The sequence below is a fragment of the Natronosporangium hydrolyticum genome, assembly GCF_016925615.1.
Lineage (GTDB): Bacteria > Actinomycetota > Actinomycetes > Mycobacteriales > Micromonosporaceae > Natronosporangium > Natronosporangium hydrolyticum.
In genome coordinates, this window is sequence record NZ_CP070499.1 from 4,131,640 (window position 1) to 4,149,176 (window position 17,537).

Annotated in this window: 21 protein-coding genes and 1 pseudogene; 8 read left to right on the forward strand and 14 right to left on the reverse strand. The window is 66.9% G+C overall.

The genetic code is table 11. The annotated features are described in order from the left end of the window. The 4 genes from JQS43_RS18535 to rsmD form a co-directional block, all read right to left on the reverse strand. Positions 1-567 (reverse strand): YceD family protein, encoded by a 567-nt coding sequence (locus JQS43_RS18535; protein ID WP_239675656.1) that lies wholly within the window; start codon positions 565-567, stop codon positions 1-3. Positions 568-682: 115 nt separating this feature from the next. Next, positions 683-1,189, reverse strand: a complete 507-nt coding sequence (locus JQS43_RS18540) for an ATP synthase subunit B family protein (RefSeq protein ID WP_239675657.1) — start codon at positions 1,187-1,189, stop codon at positions 683-685. A gap of 166 nt (positions 1,190-1,355) precedes the next feature. After that, positions 1,356-1,835 (reverse strand): pantetheine-phosphate adenylyltransferase, encoded by a 480-nt coding sequence (coaD, locus tag JQS43_RS18545; RefSeq protein ID WP_239675658.1) that lies wholly within the window; start codon positions 1,833-1,835, stop codon positions 1,356-1,358. After that, on the reverse strand, positions 1,832-2,392 hold the full coding sequence (rsmD, locus tag JQS43_RS18550; protein WP_239675659.1) for a 16S rRNA (guanine(966)-N(2))-methyltransferase RsmD: 561 nt from the start codon (positions 2,390-2,392) through the stop codon (positions 1,832-1,834). Before rsmD ends, coaD begins: the two co-directional genes overlap by 4 nt. 204 nt (positions 2,393-2,596) lie before the next feature. Here rsmD and JQS43_RS26205 point away from each other — a divergent pair, with 204 nt between their 5' ends. The 6 genes from JQS43_RS26205 (at position 2,597) to JQS43_RS18580 (ending at position 7,607) form a co-directional block, all read left to right on the forward strand. Then, positions 2,597-3,412, forward strand: coding sequence for an LPXTG cell wall anchor domain-containing protein (locus JQS43_RS26205; RefSeq protein ID WP_338037129.1), 816 nt, complete (start codon positions 2,597-2,599; stop codon positions 3,410-3,412). A gap of 177 nt (positions 3,413-3,589) precedes the next feature. After that, positions 3,590-4,474 (forward strand): hypothetical protein, encoded by an 885-nt coding sequence (locus JQS43_RS18560; RefSeq protein ID WP_239675660.1) that lies wholly within the window; start codon positions 3,590-3,592, stop codon positions 4,472-4,474. Positions 4,475-4,740: 266 nt separating this feature from the next. Continuing rightward, positions 4,741-5,766 carry a PVV-CTERM domain-containing choice-of-anchor G protein gene (locus JQS43_RS18565; protein WP_239675661.1) on the forward strand — a complete coding sequence of 342 codons (1,026 nt, stop codon included), beginning with the start codon at positions 4,741-4,743 and terminating at the stop codon, positions 5,764-5,766. A 239-nt stretch (positions 5,767-6,005) separates the two neighbouring features. Then, positions 6,006-6,839: a hypothetical protein gene (locus JQS43_RS18570; protein ID WP_239675662.1), complete on the forward strand. Its 834-nt coding sequence runs from the start codon at positions 6,006-6,008 to the stop codon at positions 6,837-6,839. Between the two features lie 136 nt (positions 6,840-6,975). Then, positions 6,976-7,215 carry a FitA-like ribbon-helix-helix domain-containing protein gene (locus JQS43_RS18575; protein WP_239675663.1) on the forward strand — a complete coding sequence of 80 codons (240 nt, stop codon included), beginning with the start codon at positions 6,976-6,978 and terminating at the stop codon, positions 7,213-7,215. Next, the gene (locus JQS43_RS18580) at positions 7,212-7,607 is read left to right on the forward strand and encodes a type II toxin-antitoxin system VapC family toxin (RefSeq protein WP_239675664.1); all 396 of its coding nucleotides are present in this window, start codon (positions 7,212-7,214) and stop codon (positions 7,605-7,607) included. Before JQS43_RS18575 ends, JQS43_RS18580 begins: the two co-directional genes overlap by 4 nt. A 73-nt stretch (positions 7,608-7,680) precedes the next feature. Here JQS43_RS18580 and JQS43_RS18585 read toward each other — a convergent pair whose 3' ends face one another. Continuing rightward, positions 7,681-9,459 carry a glycoside hydrolase family 6 protein gene (locus JQS43_RS18585; RefSeq protein WP_239675665.1) on the reverse strand — a complete coding sequence of 593 codons (1,779 nt, stop codon included), beginning with the start codon at positions 9,457-9,459 and terminating at the stop codon, positions 7,681-7,683. Between the two features lie 448 nt (positions 9,460-9,907). Here JQS43_RS18585 and JQS43_RS18590 point away from each other — a divergent pair, with 448 nt between their 5' ends. Continuing rightward, complete coding sequence (locus JQS43_RS18590) at positions 9,908-10,375, forward strand: NUDIX hydrolase (RefSeq protein ID WP_239675666.1); 468 nt, start codon at positions 9,908-9,910, stop codon at positions 10,373-10,375. Between the two features lie 17 nt (positions 10,376-10,392). Here the strand turns inward: JQS43_RS18590 and JQS43_RS18595 are convergent, their stop codons facing one another. Both JQS43_RS18595 and JQS43_RS18600 read right to left on the reverse strand, forming a co-directional pair. Then, positions 10,393-11,409 (reverse strand): hypothetical protein, encoded by a 1,017-nt coding sequence (locus tag JQS43_RS18595; protein WP_239679591.1) that lies wholly within the window; start codon positions 11,407-11,409, stop codon positions 10,393-10,395. 157 nt (positions 11,410-11,566) lie between these two features. Beyond that, the gene (locus JQS43_RS18600) at positions 11,567-11,755 is read right to left on the reverse strand and encodes a hypothetical protein (protein ID WP_239679592.1); all 189 of its coding nucleotides are present in this window, start codon (positions 11,753-11,755) and stop codon (positions 11,567-11,569) included. Here JQS43_RS18600 and JQS43_RS18605 point away from each other — a divergent pair. Then, a complete protein-coding gene (locus JQS43_RS18605) occupies positions 11,672-12,037 on the forward strand; it encodes a transposase (protein WP_239679492.1) in 366 nt (121 codons plus the stop codon). The genes JQS43_RS18600 and JQS43_RS18605 overlap by 84 nt on opposite strands. Positions 12,038-12,610: 573 nt before the next feature. Here JQS43_RS18605 and JQS43_RS18610 read toward each other — a convergent pair. The 7 genes and pseudogenes from JQS43_RS18610 to JQS43_RS18640 form a co-directional block, all read right to left on the reverse strand. Next, a complete protein-coding gene (locus JQS43_RS18610) occupies positions 12,611-13,204 on the reverse strand; it encodes a polymorphic toxin-type HINT domain-containing protein (protein ID WP_239675667.1) in 594 nt (197 codons plus the stop codon). A 2-nt stretch (positions 13,205-13,206) separates the two neighbouring features. After that, a complete protein-coding gene (locus JQS43_RS18615) occupies positions 13,207-13,620 on the reverse strand; it encodes a hypothetical protein (protein WP_239675668.1) in 414 nt (137 codons plus the stop codon). Positions 13,621-13,764: 144 nt separating this feature from the next. Continuing rightward, positions 13,765-14,382: pseudogene (locus tag JQS43_RS18620) on the reverse strand (helicase-related protein); the annotation flags it as partial. A gap of 50 nt (positions 14,383-14,432) precedes the next feature. Further along, positions 14,433-15,644, reverse strand: coding sequence for an ISAs1 family transposase (locus JQS43_RS18625; RefSeq protein WP_239675669.1), 1,212 nt, complete (start codon positions 15,642-15,644; stop codon positions 14,433-14,435). A 258-nt stretch (positions 15,645-15,902) separates the two neighbouring features. Beyond that, a complete protein-coding gene (locus JQS43_RS18630; RefSeq protein WP_239675670.1) occupies positions 15,903-16,436 on the reverse strand; it encodes a hypothetical protein in 534 nt (177 codons plus the stop codon). Positions 16,437-16,449: 13 nt separating this feature from the next. Continuing rightward, positions 16,450-16,980 (reverse strand): DUF4265 domain-containing protein, encoded by a 531-nt coding sequence (locus JQS43_RS18635; RefSeq protein ID WP_239675671.1) that lies wholly within the window; start codon positions 16,978-16,980, stop codon positions 16,450-16,452. A gap of 107 nt (positions 16,981-17,087) precedes the next feature. Next, complete coding sequence (locus tag JQS43_RS18640; RefSeq protein ID WP_239675672.1) at positions 17,088-17,519, reverse strand: hypothetical protein; 432 nt, start codon at positions 17,517-17,519, stop codon at positions 17,088-17,090. Between the last annotated feature and the right edge of the window lie 18 nt (positions 17,520-17,537).

A 17,537-nucleotide genomic window follows, 5' to 3' on the forward strand; every position in this document is an offset into this window, starting at 1 on the left:
CTACTCCTCCGTCGAGGTCAACTTCTTCAGTGCTGCCCAGCGAGGGTCGATCTCGTCCTCGTGGCGATGATCCGCCGGCAGGTCGTCCCAGTGTGCCCCACACCGCGAGCACAGCCCGGGACAGTCGCCCCGGCAGAGCGGGCTGGTGGGCAGCGCCAGCACCACCGCGTCCCGCACGGCCGGCTCCAGGTCGATCAACTCGTCCTGTAGCCGGCCCACCTCATCCTCCTCGGTGGTGGCGTCCGTGGTGCTGTCCGGGTAGGCGAACAACTCCTGGACCTCCACCCCCACCTGGTCACGGATCGGGCGCAGGCAGCGGGCGCACTCCCCCTCGACGGAACCGCTCACGGTCCCCGAGACGAGCACGCCCTCGGTCACCGACTCCAGCCGGAGATCCAGCTGCAGGTCGCTGCCGGCCGGCACGCCGATCAGCGCGATGCCGAGGTCTTCCGGCGCGGCGACCACCCGCTCCTCCCGGCGCATCGCCCCAGGGGAACGGGGAAGCTGCCTCGCGTCGAGGACCAGCGGCGAGCGAGGGTTAGGTTGAGCATTGGAATGATCACGCATCGTAAGACTCCGACCAGTCAAAGGCCGAACAACCAGGCTACCCGGCCACGCCCGGCACCGGCTATCGGGGTAGGTTGATCTTGAACCGGCGGGTCACCGCCGGCGCCCGCAGAACTCAGAAGGACTGCGGCTCCGCCTCCGGCAACTCCTCCTCCGACGCGCTGAAGGCGCCGATCTCCCGCAGCGCGTGCATCTTGTCCCGCCCCCGCTCGATCGAGGCCAACGACTTCGTGAGGAACTGCTCGAAGTTGGCGAGCGCGGTGTCGACATAGTCGTCCACCTCGTCCCGCAACCGCTGCGCCTCCTCCCGGGCCTCGGTCACCATCCGGTTCGCCTCGTGCTCGGCGGAGACCACCACCTCATGCACCGACACCAACCGGGAGTGCTCCTGCTCACCCTCGGCGATGATCCGGTCCGCCTCCCGCTTGCCCGCATCAAGGATCTTGTCACGCTCGACCAGCAGGTTGGCCGCGCGGCGCAGCTCGCTCGGCACCTCGTTCCGCAGCTCCTCGAGCGCGTTGATCAACTCCTGCCGGTCAATCAGGCAGTTGCGCGACATCGGCATCGCGCGGGCACTCTCCACGGTCGCAACGATCTCGTCGATCCGCTCTAGCGCGTCCACCCGGTCTGCTCCCTGTCCTCGATCCATGGCCGGTGAGGGACCTCGATCCCCACGCCGCCCCCACGCGACACACCTCCATCATGCGACCTGTCCACCACCACAGGCCCCACCTGATCGTGCCACGGAGTGTCGCCGGAGTGGCTACCGTCTCACCCGGCCGGGCTGGTCAAGACCCGCGCAGCCGCTCACCCAGCCGCGCCGACACCTGCGGCGGAACATGAGCAGTCACGTCACCACCCCACCGGGCGACCTCCTTGACCAAGCTGGAGGAGAGGAAGGAGTAGAGCGGGTTGGTCGGCATGAACAAGGTCTCGACCCCGGCCAGGCCGATATTCATCTGGGCCATCTGCAGCTCGTAGTCGAAGTCGCTGACCGCCCGGATCCCCTTGACCACCACCCGGGCCTCCATTGCCTGGCAGAAATCGACCAGCAGCCCGCGAAACGACTCCACCCGGACGTTGGGGTAGTCGGCGCTGACCTCACGCAGCAGCGCCATCCGCTCCTCGACCGGAAACAGACCGGTCTTCGACTCGTTGACCAGCACCGCGATGATGACCTCGTCGAAGAGCCCGGCCGAACGGCCGATAATGTCCATATGCCCGTTCGTCACCGGATCGAAGGAGCCGGGACACACCGCGCGTCTCATGATCGCTGACCGTACCAAAGAGTGGTCTCCCCGTACCGCCGCTCACGGAGCGCCTTGATCGGATCGACCCACGGCAACGGGCCGCCGCGACTCGCCCGCTCGAACACCACCACCGCCCCCGGCGCCAACCACGGACCGGCCAGCAACGCCTGCTGCACGGCGACCAGCTGATGGTCGCCGACGGTGTACGGCGGGTCGGCGAAGACGATGTCGTACGGGTCGAGCGGATCGCTGGCGAGCGCGGTGCTGACCGCGCTGCGGACCAGGGTGACGGCGCCACCGGCGCCGAGCGCGGCGATGTTGGCGCGGGCGGCCCGGGCGGCCTTCTGATCCGACTCGACCAGCAGCACCTGCTCGGCCCCGCGGGAGTACGCCTCCAGACCGACCGCCCCGGAACCGGCGTACAGGTCGGCGAAGCGGGCACCGGCGAGTTCGGTGAGCGACCCGAGGCTGCTGAACAACGCCTCCCGGACCCGGTCCGAGGTAGGGCGGGTGCCCCGACCGGGCGGGGCGTCGAGCCGCCGCCCACCCAACCTGCCAGCCACGATCCTGGTCACGCGAGCGACACTACCGGCTACCCGCGGGTCGTAGCCGCGATACCCGGAAGCCGCGACGGACACCACTCCCGGTAACGATTCGGCAACGAGCCTGTGCGGGCTCCCAGGATCCTTTTCGGAGCGGTAAGGTCAAGACTCCCCCCGCCCGGCGTCGGGTCGACGCCGGGCACCGTCTAGTTCGCTCTATCCCTACAGGAGTTTTGGGTGAAGAACCCCTCTCTCACGCGCCGGCTCATCGCCGGGGCAGCCGGTGTGGCCATCGGAACGGTCGGCGCGCTGGCATTCACCATCCCCGCACAGGCTGTCGTGGACGAACCCGTCGAGCCGAGCGTCGAATTTGAGAACACATGCGACGGGACACTGGTTACGCTGCACAGCGGCACCGACCAGGACGTGTACGAATGGGTCATCGGGCACGACGGAGGTGAGGGCGGCACGCGCGAGGATGTCCCCGCCGGCCAAAGCGCGACGGTGCTCGCTCCCTGGCAGTGGGACGAGCTTGCGGTGACCTACACCGGCTCGCCCGAAGGTTGGACCCAGACATGGAGCTGGACCGCCCCCGCCGACTGCGAGGAGCGGCCGGAGCTGCCCGAGGAGATCGGGAGCTGGGGCTTCGACTGCCAGCAGGTGGAGGTCGTCCTCACCAACACCTTCCCCGCGGACGAGTTCGGCGATGTCGTCACCTTCACCGTCGAGACCAGCGCCGGTGAGACCTCGCAGGCCGACATCGCCGTGGGTGACACCGCCACCCTGCACGTGGCCAGCGCCGAGAACCTCGAAATCTGGATCCTCGGCAACGACCTGCCGATCACCGATCGGATCGAGATCACCTCGGAGGAGTGGGCCGCGACGGGCTGCACCGCCGACGGCGACGAGGCCGGCGGGGAGGGCGGCGAGGACGAACTGCCGCTGACCGGCGCCTCGACCGCACTGATCGCGGCTGGCGCGGTGGCGCTGCTCGCGCTCGGCGCGGTGCTGTTCGTGGTGGCCCGCCGGCGGCGGGTCAACTTCACCGCCTGACAAAACGGCTCCTCCTGGGGGACCCTACTGTCCGAAAGGATGGTGGGGCCCCCCTTTCGGACGCCGAGATCCGCTGCCACGCTCGGCCCGCGCGCCGACCGGATCCGGCGTACAGTGCGCTCCGGAGCTGAGCCCTCCACCCACGACCTGATCACCGCTGTTTCCTGGGAGCTCTGAGTGAAGACAGCCCTACTCTTTCGTCGCGGCCTCGCTGCCGCCAGCGCCTTAGCCGTCGGCCTGACCGGCGCTTTCGCCGTAGCCGCGCCGGCAGGCGCTCAATACGTCACTGAGGCGTACGTCGCCGGGGTCGCCGAATGCGCCGACGAGACCCCTGGACAGTGGCTAGCAACCTGGACGGTCAGTAGTGCACAGCTAACCGTCCGCTTCCCGGACCAATACCAGATCACGGAGGTCTCGGTCAGCCCGGCCGAGCTGGCTCCCCCCGACCTCCCGATCGGCGAAGATCGTGACCTCGAGGAGGAGTTCGTCGCCGAGCAGTGGCTTCCGCTCGACGTCGAGTCGGTGCAGCTCACCGCCACCGTACGCTGGAACAACCAGATCACCCGGACCGTCGATGAGACGGTCACCCGCCCGGACGGCTGCCGGGAGGATGACGATGATGACGGCGGGCCCGGCAACGGGGACGACAACGGCGACGATCCAGGTGAGGTCGAGGTGCCGGTCGATACGGTGTCCCAGTGCGACTCGCTCGCGGTGACCGTGACCAACCCGTTCCCGCATGATTCGCTCGAAGCGACCTTCACCAGCGAAAACGGCACCGAGACGCTCACCATCGAGGTCGGCCAGAGCGCCACTGCGAGCTTCGAGGCGGGGACCACCGTCACCCTGACTGTCGGTGACGAATCACAGGAGATCGCCTGGCAGGACCCAGGCGACTGCGATGGTGACCAGGGCGACGACGGCGGCGCCGGCGGCGAGGACGAGCTGCCGATCACCGGTTCGACGACAGCACTGATCGCCGGCGGCGCGGTGCTGCTGCTCACATTGGGCGCCACGCTCTTCCTGCTGGCCCGCCGGCGCCGGCTGACCTTCACCGCCTGACCCCGCCGCTGACCGGCCGTGGCTCCCCGCAGATCGCGGGGAGCCACTTCTTTAGCAGCGGCCGCCCGATTAGCACGCTTTATACCCGTCTACGCATTATCAGGTTCGTCCACGCCGGCTCGGTTGATAACGGTTCTATAACAAGCCTGTACGAGGGCTGTGCGGGAGCGCAGAGTTTGCTTCAGACCGCTAAGGTTCCCGTCTGTGCCAGGAGTTTCAACTCCCCCAGGCATTCCAGAAACCACACTCACCCCGGGAGTCATGGAGTGAAGCAAACCTCTCTCAGCCGCCGGCTGCTCGCCGGCGCCGCCGGTCTGGCGCTAGCCGCCACCAGCGCCTTCGCGTTCGCGGCCCCGGCCGCGGCCCAGGACGACGCACGGACTTTCGGCGGCGGGTCGATGGTCAAGAAGCCCAAGATCGATTACACGGCCGAGTGCGACCCCGCGACCGGTAACTGGACGATCGAGTGGACCGTGTCACCTCGCAGCAACGCCAAGGTGGAGATCACCGAGGTCAAGTCGGACGGCGAGAGCGTCGACGCCCTCGGTGACATTGCGGTCGGCACCAAGCTCAGCAGGCATTCGCACCACAAGCCAGCGAGCGTGTCGGGCACGCAGGAGGTCGAGCACGGCGTCGAGTCCGCCACCCTTGAGGTCGAGTTCACCGGCAAGTGGGGCTGGAAGACCAAGACCAAGAGCAAGTCCACCACCGTCGACCTCGAGGACTGCAAAGACCACTCCGACGAGGGCGAACCCCTCGGCCCGGACGTCGTCTACCTCGTCGACTGCACCCACCTGGTCTTCATCATCGACAACAGCCAGGGCGAGGCGGACACGGTTGTCACCTTCAGCCCGAACCAGGAAGTTGCCTACGGCGAGGCGAGCGGCTTCTCCTACACCATCGACGAGGACGGCGAGGTCGTGCCCGTCATCGAAGATGACGCCAGCGTCGCGACTGACGGTGAGGCTTCGGCCGAGAGCCCAGTCGTGGTTGAGCACGCTCCCGGTGACGGTGCGACTGCTGTGGGCTTCCACGCTTCGGAGGGCCTCGAGATCAGCGTCGGCCTGACCCTTAACGGCGAAGAGTTGGAGTTCGGCGACGCCATCGTCTCCTTCAACGACGAGGTCGACGGGCTCGACTGCGAAGTTGACGGCGGCGAGGGCGGCGAGGACGAGCTGCCGGTCACCGGTTCCTCCACCCTGCTGATCGCGGGCGGCGCCCTGGCGCTGCTGGCGCTGGGCGGCGGCATGTTCATGGTGGCCCGCCGGCGTCGGGTGACCTTCACCGCCTGATCCCCGTAACCACCAGGGGTTCATAGCACCCAGGGGCCCTGCCGACTCCGGTCGGCAGGGCCCCTGTCTTGCTGCGACAACCAGACTGCCTCGCAGACTTTGATAACGCTTGTATAACGAAGCTGTACTTCAGCTGAGCAGAAACCCATCGTTAGCTTCAAGTGGGTAAGGTCTTGTCCAGTCGGGTCGGCACCTCCGCCGGCCGGCGCCCATCCTCACCACACCGGAGAGTGCCCCGCGTGGACCACCGACACCGCGCCGCCCTCCGCGTGCTCGCCACTGTCGCGAGCGCGCTGCTCGGGTTGCTTGGGGCAATCCTGGTCACCTCCCCCGCCCAGGCCGAGCCGACCTCGGTCAGCGGCGAGTGCGGGTGGGATCCCGATGCCTCGGCCTGGACCGTGGAGTGGGTCATTCAGCCCCACCCGCCCGCCGACGCTGCCGCGTTCATCATCGCCGACGTGAGCAGCGAGCCTACCGGCGAGCTGACCGGCCCGGTCGGCGGTTCCGGGCCGCACGACCCCAGCCAGCCACTCACTCTCACCCACCAGGTGTCCGAGCTAGGCGACGGTCCGGTCCAACTCGTGGTGAGCGTGGCCTGGGACGACCCGCAGGCGACGACCGAGGAGCTGTCCGGCACGGTCGACTGCGAGGCCCCGCCGCGCCCCGAGCTGGTCTCCGGCTTCACCTTCGACTGCCGAACCCTCACCATCACCATCACGAACCCCGACAGCGAGACGGTGCGGGTCACGTTCGAGCCGGTCGACGGCGACCCGTTCGGGGTCGACGTGGCCGGCGGCGAATCCGCCAACGTCCGCTTCCCGGCCACCGCGGGCCAGTCGGTCGACGTCCTACTCGATGGCCACTCGGTCGTGGACCCGGCCGAGCCGATCACCATCTCCAAGGCCGACCTGGAGGCGCAGGAGTGCGACGGCGACGCGGCCGCTGAGCCGGTCGGGCTCGCCGCCACCGGCTCCAAGGTCGCCCTCGTCACCGTCGGCGCGCTGGCGTTGCTCGGTCTCGGCACCGGCCTCTACCTGGTCGCCCGGCGCCGCCGGATCCGCTTCACCGCCTGAGCGCGCCCCGGCCACGGCCGCAGTCTTCCGCGCATACATCTGAGGTCGGCGACATCTGATGTCGGCGACCCGGCATGTCGGTTTACCCAGGTGCAGATTGCATGTGATAGCTGCACCATTCAGCTACCATTGCCGGATGGCGACCAAGACCCTGCAGATCCGAGACCTCGACGAAGGTGTTCTCGACATCCTCAAGGCTCGCGCGGCGGCGGCGAGGATGTCCCTTTCGGCGTACGTAGCGCAAGCGCTCAGCGAGCTTGCGGCCGGACCGACCAACGCCGAGGTCTTGGCGCGGGCAGGCGAGCTGGCGCAGGCCGGCGGCGGCGCCGAGGATGACGACATCCTCGCCGTGATCCGCGCGGGACGGGAACGGTGATCGTCGCCGACTGCTCGGCGATCGTGCATGTGTTCACGGCGGCCAAGCTTGACCAGGCGCTGGTGGAGCGGCTGTCGCTCGACCCGATCCACGCCCCGCACCTGCTCGACGTCGAGGTCCTCCACGCGCTGCGGGGGCTGGTGGCTGGCCGGAAGCTCAGTGCGGAGCGGGCGGAACACGCTCGTCACCTCGTCGGGCGGCTCCGGATCACCCGGTATCCGATGAGTGCGCTCGCGGAGCGGATCTGGAGCCTGCGGCACAACCTCACCGCGTACGACGCTGCGTATGTCGCTCTGGCGGAGGTCCTCGGCTGCCCGCTGGTGACCCGGGACGCGAAGCTGGTCGGCGGCGGGCACCGGGCCACCGTCGCGCTCTACCCGCCGGGCGCGTGACCGGCCCCGGCCCGGGCGCCTGGCCCGCCCGGTGTGACCGGGCGGGCCAGGCGGTCAGCCGTACAGGCGCGCCCTACAACGGCGGGTACGCGTTACGCATCAGCTCCTGGAACTGTTCGGAGAACCAGTGGCCCGAGACCGGCGCGTTGTCGAGCGCCCCGCTCGGACTGTTGCCATTGCGGGCGTTCCCGCCGTACGTGGGGTCACACATCCCGTCGAAGCCCTTCCCTTCGTCGTTCGGGATCAACCTGCTCGAGCCGTCCGACTCGCCCGGCGGCTTGATCCAGACGTACGCGTCGATCCCGGCCGCCGGGGCCGACGTCGGCCGTTCACCCAGTCCGGCGCCGGCCTGATTGCACCAGTTGCCCTTGTGGATCCGCCGGTCGATGCGGGACTGGTCGATCCGGGTGTTGAGATCGGACGCGGAGCTCGCCTGGCTGGGCCGGTCGGGGCCGCCCCACCCGTTGCGGGAGGTGTCGATCAGCATCCCGACGCCGCTGGGGAAGCCGGCCTGCACCAGCCGCTGCCGGAACGCCTGGGCGAAGGTCAGCTCGTCGTTGTACCGGTTCCAGTCGATCCAACTCGAAGGCCGGGTGGTGTCGTTCACTTCGATGTACGGTTCGGTCAGCGCCGAGTAGTTGGCAGTATTGGTGATGAACCCGTGCACGTCCGACGGGCTCGCACCGGAGGCGTTCGCCGCCTGGAAGAGCAGCTGCGCGGTCGGGCCGAAGTTGTCGTCCCAACCGATCCAGCCGTGGTGGGCGGCGTCCACATAGTTGTAGACGTTCGGGACGGCACCGAGCGTGGCCAGCGCGTACCCGACACCGTTGACGTAGGCGCCGTTCTGCTGCACGGTCCGGCACATGTCGGTGCCGGCGGCACCGTCGACGTTGGTGACCAGATTCGGCAGCGAGTCGATCTCGATGATGGTGACGATCCGCAGGTTCTGGTAGGCCGGCCGGGCAAGGATTTCTGCGATCACGTCGATGTATTCGGTGCGGTACCGGCCGATCTCCTCCGGTCCCAACTCACCATTGGACGCCAGCGCCGAGCAGTCACGACCCGGCAGGTTGTAGATCACAACCTGGAAGACCAACGGCTGCGCACCGTTGGCCTGGTCCTGCCGGACCGCCTCGTCGAGGTGGTCAGCGAGGCCCATGTCACCGGTGGTCGGGCTGTTGTTTCCGTAGATGGCGCTGGTGCGGTCCAGCCACACCCCGGTGGGCTGGTTGGCGATCCGGCTGCCGCCGGGCTCGGCCATGGCGTTCGCCCGCCAGATCGGGTTGACGTAGACGTCGGCGCCCGCGTACGGGTTGTCGACCCGCTGGCCGGGCGGCGGCGAGGTCGGGCTCGGCGTCGGGCTGGGACTCGCCGTCGGCGTCGCGGTGGGGGTGGGGGACGGCCCAGGTCCACCCGACCCCGCGTTGCAGGTCACGCCGTTGAGCGTGAACGCGGTGGGGCTGCTGTAGCTGCCGGTCCAGCGGCCGTTGAACCCGATCGTGGTGGCGGTGCCGGTCCCCAGCGAGCCGTTCCACGACAGGTTGGTGGCCGTGACGGTGCCGGAGGTGCCGCTCCAGTTGGCCGACCAGCTGTCGGTGCGGGTCTGGCCGGCGGGGAGGGTGAACTGGAGGGTCCAGCCGGAGACCGGGTCCTCGATGTTGGTGATGGTGATCGCGGCGGTGAACCCGCCGGCGCTGGGCCCTTCGTTCCAGGTGTTCGCCTGGTAGCTGACGTTGCAGACCACCGCGGCCTGAGCTGGGGAAGGGACCACGAGTGCGGCGGCGACCAACGCCCCCGCGGCGGCCACCGCGACGATGCCGCGCCGGCCGGATCGACTCGTACCGAGCCTCATGATTGTTCTCCTGTGTCGCCGTGCCAGGAGGATTGTCCTGGCACACCCAACGGCGGGGCGGGCGCGTCGCCGGGCACCGTACGGGGTCCCGGCGGGCGCCGGGCGCGGGCACGATGTGCGGAGGGCAGACCGTCCGAACCGACTGATGTGAACCGGAGCGCCGGTCCACGGAAGGCCCGACCGCGGAGTGCGGCGGGCACGAAGGGATTCGCCCCCGGCCCGAGCGGCGCCCACCACCCAGGCCACCCTTCTGCGTTGTCGCTGCGCACAGGCTCCCACATGCGACTAAGTGGAGTGTGGCACCAGCCGCCCCCGGCGACAAGCAGCCATTCGGTGGATACTCTGTGTATCCATCGAGGCTGACGATAGAGGTTTACGGTTTACGCCCACGAACGGACGAGATCATGACCGCAGCCTCCGGGATAAGGTCCGGGTGGGAGGTCCGAGGATGAGTCTGCGGCTGGCGGCGTACGGGGTCTGCATCGAGGAAGACCGACTCCTGCTAGCCCGCTGCGCATCACCGGCCGGCACCACGCACTGGACCCTCCCCGGCGGCAAGGTGGAACACACCGAGGATCCGTTCGACACGGTCACCCGGGAGATCACCGAAGAGACCGGCTACGAGGCGGTGGTCGAACGCCTGCTGGGCGTCGATTCCCGGGTGATACCCGCCGCCGAGGCACGGTTGGGGGTCACGCACCAGAACATCGGCATCTACTACCAGGTCCGGATCACCGGCGGCACCCTCCGCCCCGAACCGGACGGCGACATCATCGAGTCGGCCTGGACCGCCATCCCGGACGTCGCCCGCCTCAGCCGATCCTCGCTGGTCGATGTTGGTCTCACCCTCGCGCAGACCCGGCCGGCGACAGGCCACATCGCCGCCGTCCCGGTCGGCGGCCTCATCCACCACTGAGCCGACCGGTCGCGCCGCTACAGCATCGAACCACCGAAGGCACCGGTGCCGGGAAGTCGCAACATGTCGGCGCCGCTGACGATCGTCAGCTCCTGAAGCTCCCCATCGGGCAAGACCGCGTAGAGCGTCCGAGCAAAGCTCCGAGGCTCGGGGATATGGGCGCGCGACACCACGAGCTGACCGTCGAGCTGCCCTTCCAGCGCCCACCAACCCCGCTCCGACGGGAAGGCGAGCGAAACCCGATCCGTCACCTCCCCCGCCAACGTGACGCGCAGCAACGCCACCGGAGACGTGCCGGTAAACACGGACAGGTAAGCGCCCTCCCCGGCCGGGTCCAGCACGAACTGCACCCCGCCAAGTTGCCCGGCCTCCACAAGCGTCTCACCCGGTTCGAGCCAATCCTCTGCATCGATCACCAGTGACGATGTCGCTTCCCGACCGGGAACCACCACCTCGCCATGCACCACCGCAACCGGCTCCTCCGCACCCACCATCCGGTCGAGGGCGATCAGCTCGCCACCAGGTAGCACCGCCACATAGTCATGGTCCGCAATCACCGCCGCCTCGACCAAAGAGCCATCATCGGTGTCCACGAGAAAGTAACCGGCCGGGGCGTCACCGGACCCGAACTCCACCAGAAGAAGCCACCGGCTCTCCCCCGACCAAACCACCGGACCCAACGGCGCCGCCACGAAGTGACGCTCCTCGCCGATGAGATCACGGACCACCGTCCCGCCCGGCCCACCGTGCGCCAGCCACCGCCCATCCGGTGAAAGACTGAACGCCGTCAAGGCGCCGAACCCCAAATCCTCGGTCAGTGCAAGCTGCTCACCACTGTCGAGCACCAGCATCACATCGCACTCCCGACACTGGTAAAGCATCTCTCCACGACCGACCGGCCCCTCATCCGGGATCGTGGCCGACCCATCCGCAGAATCGACGGTCGCAGGTAACCCCGAGGCGTCCACCACGTCACCCGAACCACCGCCCAGTGCGACCTGCGTAAGCACGACCGCCGCGGTCACGGCAGCCACAGCAGCAGCCACCACCGCAAACACCAACCGCCGCCTGCCCGTCCGCCAACCTGGGCGAGCGACCTCCACGGCCTGTCCTTCGGCGCTCAACCTTCCCTGCCTTCCCACGAAAACAACACTGTCTACCACAGACCTCCACGCCGGAACCCAGCCGCTGCTACAAAGCCAGCCACGCAAGCAGGCCCCCGGCGAGCAGCCCACCCTGTTCCACCTCGACGGATACAAGCACAGCTGCTTCGTCACCACCACCACCGGCCTGAACCTGCAACAGCTCGACGCCCGTCACCGTGCCCACGCCCGCGTCGAGGACCAGGTCCGCACCACCAAAGACACCGGCCCGGGCCACCTGCCCTCCAAGTCCTGGCAGATCAACACCGGCTGGTGCCACGCCGTGACGATCGCCGCCGACCTGCTGGCCTGGTTCAAACTCCTGGCCTTGACCGGCGAACTGGCCCACGCCGAACCGAAGACGCTGCGCTACCGGCTGCTCGCCGTCCCGGCCAGACTCACCCGCGGACAGCGGCGCAGGTGGCTACGCCTGCCCCGCCACTGGCCCTGGGCCGAGGCGCTCGCCACCGCCATAGACAAAATCCGCCAGCTGCCGCTACCCACCCCGCAGCCCGGCTGACCAGCCACAACACCATCCCAACGACCCAGGAGCCCAGGGAACCCACGCCAGCGGCGCGACAGCCGCCGACACTACACACCCAACCACCAGATCCATCCACGGCCATCGACAGACAACGGTCGGGTCAGCCAGCCACATCACACCCGTGAGGAATCAGGGTCAGTCTCCCCACAAAAATCCCACCAATTCTTCTACATAAGAATGATGACCACCCGAGCCGGCCATTCGTCATCATCGACGAGAACTCGAATACGCACACTGTCGCCTCTTGTCCGCAGCGAGAGGACAGCAAAATTGTCAGAATCGCTCACTCGGAGAACGCGTGATGACAACGGCATCTCTCCGCCGTAGCGGAGTGTCATTTCCGCGGTCGCCACCTCGGGAAGATCCGCGTCGTAAACCTCGACCGAGACCGGCCCGTCTACGGAAGCCTGCACCCCCAGGTAGAGGGAGTCATGGTCCAAGTGTACCTGCTCAGCAGCAGCGATCCAACTATCATGCCTGGCGCGAGTGGCGGAGTCTTCTACGACCAACAGACCATGCTCGAATGGGACGGTAAACGACCCCAGCAGGTTATCGGTGAAAATGATAATTCTCCTCTCCCAACTGCCGGACCATTCCACCTTGCTGCCTCATGCAGTCCATGCATTGAGGGTACGCGGTTTGCGGACCTCGCCCAGCTAGGGATGTTGGCGGCTGATGATCCCGAACCCACGAACCGCTGCTGGTCCCAGGCGCCGTCGCGCCACAGGTATGACAACCGTGCTTGTTGCCAGCCTCGTTTACGAGCTTTATTACTCCAGGATCCTTTATGTTGCCATTCACAAGCCCAACACCCTCCTTAGCATACGGGCCTGCGCCGAGCGTCTGGGTGACCAGGCAGCCTTCATTGGCGTTGTGAACCAGGACGGGAGTGTTGCCGGCTGTTACATAGTACGTGTGGATGTCGGCGACGGTCAGGTTGTACACGTCCGCGGTGGTGGTGTACTGCTCGGTGGAGGTGATCTGGGCCTGGGTGCCGGCGGCGGTCTGCAGCCACTGGCCTTCCTGCAGCTCGGAGGCGTCGAGCCACTGCTGAGTGGAGGTGACCCAGAAGGGGTGCCCATCGGTGGCCACCACCGTCATCGTGGCCTCGGTGATGGTCGGACCGACGATGTCGATCGTCACCTCTACCAGGGCTTTGTCGCCGTGCCGAAGATGGTGGCGGTGACCTCTCTCGCCTGGGTCTGGCCAGTCTCGGGGTCGGTGGCGAGGACGAGGTCGCCGACCTCGACATCCTCGATCGGTCTGGTCTGGCCGTTGGCCAGCAGTACCGCGGTTCCGGGCAGGAAACTGTTGCCTGAACAGCCTGCGCGCCGCAGCACGTCGTCGGCCCATCTGGTGTTGTCGCGCCAGCGCATCACCGCCTTGCCGGCGTCCCAGAAGGAACCGATGATCTTTTTGGCTTTGAGGACCTTGCCCCAGGGCAGGGCACCCACCAGCGCCCAGGCGCAGGCGCCGATGTCGCCCTTTTGTACGCAGTCGAGGATGTCGTTGATCCCGAAGAACTCCATCAGGATCTCGCCACCGGCGACCAGAATCACATCGAGCAGGCTCTGTTCTTTGATTTCTTGGGCTCGGATGACGTCCGGGTCGTAGGCGGCGGCTGCCGGTGGCCCGCCCGAACCGCCGCCGCCGCCGCCGAGCAGCTGATCGCCCTGGTCTACCGCCGGTAAACCGGGTGAACCTCAGGTCTTCTCGAGGTACTCCGCCCGCTCCTCGTCCACCAGGGCCTCAATCACCGCCGCCAGCTCCGGATGGTCGGTCAACTCCGGATCGTCCGCTAGCAGCTGCTCCGCCTCGGCTCGCGCCTCCGCGATCAGATCCGCGTCCTTCAGCAGCGACAGCAGCCGCAGGTGCGAGCGCCGGCCCGACTGCATCGCGCCTAGCACGTCCCCTCCCGGCGCTGCTCGACATCCAACTCCGCCAGCTCGAATCCGTCCAGAGTCGACGCTACCGCTGTCAACCGTTCCCGGGCCGGGGTCTCCGCCTCCGCCTCGGTTACCAGCAGGCACAGCCCTGGCGCCGACCCGCGGCCTACCCGTCCGCGCAGCTGGTGCAGCTGCGACACTCCGAACCGGTCGGCGTCGAGCACGATCATCATGGTGGCGTTGGGGACATCCACTCCCACTTCGACCACCGTGGTCGAGACCACCACATCGACCTCGCCAGCGGCGAACGCCCGTGACTGGGTCCTTCTCATCAGCCGGCAACCGGCCATGCAACACCCGCACCCGCAGCTCCGACAGCGGACCTGCCGCCAGCGATTCGGCCACCTCCAGCACCGCCAGCGGCGGCCGACGGGCCTCGCCGGCCGACTCGGACTCAGGCGCCGGCGCCTCCTCCGGCTCCAGGGCTATTGCGTTCTCGTTCTGCTGGTCACGGCGTCGATGAGGTCGTGGGGACGTCGGCTGGCTCGTCTGGTGGCGCGGGCGATGTTGGGCTCGCCGTTGCTGCGGTGGAAGCCGATGGCGGTGTTGCGTAGCACCGCAGCCACGGCGGGGCCGTTGCCGGTACGTGCCTGGTGAGCATCCTCGCCGAAGGTCACGTCCCTCACCCAATGAAGACGGTTTTCGATGTGCCAGGCGCGGCGGGACCAGTCGGCAAGGTCAGCTGGCTGGGCGTCTGCGGCGGGCAGGCTGACCACCAGGTAGGCCGTCTGGCGAGTCGTCTTGCCGCCGAGGGTGCGTGTGCGGGTGATCCGCACCGCCTGGGCCGCATGCGGGAACTGCAACCCATCCGGCGTGGCCACGGTGACCGCCTTGACGGTGCGGGTCTCGCGGCGGCCGTGAGCGCGGCTGCGGGTGCGGTGCCCGACCGGCACCTGCGCCCACGGCAGCGTACGTAGTTGCTCCAGCAGTGTGGGCCGGTTGGCCTTCACCGTGACCATCAGATACCCACCGTGGGCGGCCACCGTGTGGGCGTGGCCCACCTGGGCGTGCAGCGCGTCGGCAACGATGATCGTGCCGGCAAGCGAGCCCAGCCGTGCCTGCACCTGATCCAGCAACGGAGCGAACGCCGGATTCTCGTTCGACTTCGCCTCGACGGCGACCTGGGCCAGCACGATGCCGGTGGCGACCTCGTAGGCCGCCAGCAGGTGCACCTGCCGACCGGCGGGTAGCCGGGCACCGCGTAGCAGTTTGCCGTCGACCGCGATCACCGCCCGAGCTCTGCGACCTGGTTCGGCAGGCCGAGTCGGCATGCGGCGGCGTAGCCAGCCGGTCAGTACCGCCTGCAACACTGTCGCATCCACCCGGACCAGGAAGCGCCACACCGTACTACCGGCCGGTATCCGCCCCAGCAACCCCAACCGGCGCCTGGCCGGTGGATCCAGATCAGCAGCCCAGTCCGCGATCGCGGCGAACGTGGACGCTCCGGCCAGCACCGCACAGACTGCCACCGCCAGCAGGCTGGCCAGCCGGTAGCGAACCCCGCGGCGCTGCCGTGGGTCGGGAACCTCGGCCAGGGCGTACAGCAGGTCCCGTTGCACGTCGGCGTCGAGACAATCGGGAGTGTCCAGGTCAGTGGGCAGGTGGGGGCGGACAGCGTCGATCAGCGAAGATGACATCAGCAGGTGCGGTCCTTCTGGGAGTCGTGAGGGCTTCAGCAACTCCATGATCACCGCGCGGGCCGCACCTGCCCCAAGCGCACCAGCCGTCCACATCAGCCCAGGTCAGCCCGCCCAATCAACGACTACGCAACGGCCCTGCCTCCGGCTCGGAGTCGCCGATCCGCGGACAGACCACGTACACCTGGTGGCCGGCGGCGACCTCCTCGCGTACCCGCCCAATCAACGACTCGCAACGGCCCTGGGCCCTCGCCCTATTCAGGAAATGAACCTACGTCGCTCATCCCAACTCCTGGGGGTTTCCAACCGAGGTGACTCCTGACGCACTACGATCCTCAACCCGGCGGATTCATTAGCCAAAGTCAAGGTTACAGCGAAACGCCGCTCCGGATACCCGTCAGCCAGCCGAGCCCGCCATGTCTTAACCAATGTTTCAGCCAGCTCTTCCTCGGCGTCGGTCACGAACTCACGCGGCCCTCGCCACCTCAAGAACAGCTGCTCTACCTCAAACCAGTTGTAGCTATCTACCGCAGCCGACCACGCCATTGGAGGCCAACTCGCATCGGTATCGGCTAGTGGCCTCCTCAACCGAGCAGAAATCTCGGCCTCGTCGTCCCCGTTCAGAGCGATGAAGACAGCTCCATGCAGCTCGACCAGTCGAGGCCAGAAGAGCCAGGCAAAACTCAGCGCCTGGAATACATCCCCTTGATTTCCGAAATAGGCAACCGGATCGTCGGAGCCAACGTCAGGAAATGCAGCGCGAAGGATCACGCCGGCCCTTTCATCCGACATCAACTTCTCCTATCTAGTAACCTCGAGGGAGGTTTTCTCCCTCGGCCGGAATCCCGCGCCCGCCACCTCTAGGGTAGTAGATTGGAGGCTCAATTCCCGAGTGAGGTCCTCCAGTACCTCGGAACCTCGGACCCTTATCCCAGCCGTTAGGCGGCACGTCAACAGCAACATGCCGATCCCCGCTCCACTCAGCTTTCAGGGCATCGTCAATGATGGCACCGGTAACAGAATTCCGCACCTCGTCCAACTTTGATACAGATAGCAAAGGCGTCAAAAGAACGCGGAAGACGCGATGTCCGGAGCGCCTGACCACTCCGACTACCTTCTTCCCATCAGCATCGAGTTCCACCACATCGTTGAGCGCTAGCCCGTATACCCGGAATGGAATACACGAGACTTCGTAGGCCTTGCTATCAAGCGGCCTCAACCAAATCTGTTCCAGGGTGCCCGCAAAGCCATAGGCCTCAAGATCCACCATCACAAGATAGTTCGAGCTGGCGCGTCCTACGGGAGATTCATGGACAATATACTTCGCGACGGACACGACCTAACCCACTCTCACCAAAGCTGCGCTCCGACGCCGAATACCTAGACGTCGGAGCGCGATCACAAAGACGCCGGCTACCCGACTCTGACCTGGGGCCAGCCTGCTTACCCACCTCTCACTTCGAGGGTTATCTGGTAGTTCGCGTGGATTTCCTGGGCGAGAGCCGGGCCACAGTAGCGTGGGAAGAAATGCCAGTACCACGCTGTGCCGTCATCAATCATGTCTCTCGCGACGTCAATGGGCTGTTCATGGTCCAGCAATGCAACCAAACGTCGATCCGCCTGGACCACGTTGAAAATGCAGTCCACAACATCCGGGTATGCAATAATCCTCTTATTTGCGAAAAAGTCAGATAACATACTCCTAAGGCCAATGAAATTGTAGTACTCGTCGAGGTCGCCTTGATATGACGTTTCGCATTCAGCCACAAATTCGACCCACCGCGATACCAGCTCATCCAGAGATCTCATCACCTTGGGGCGAGGGGGCAGGCCGAGATCAATTCTTGCTGCCAAGTAAGCGTCCTCGAAGCTCACAGCACGCTCCAATAGTGT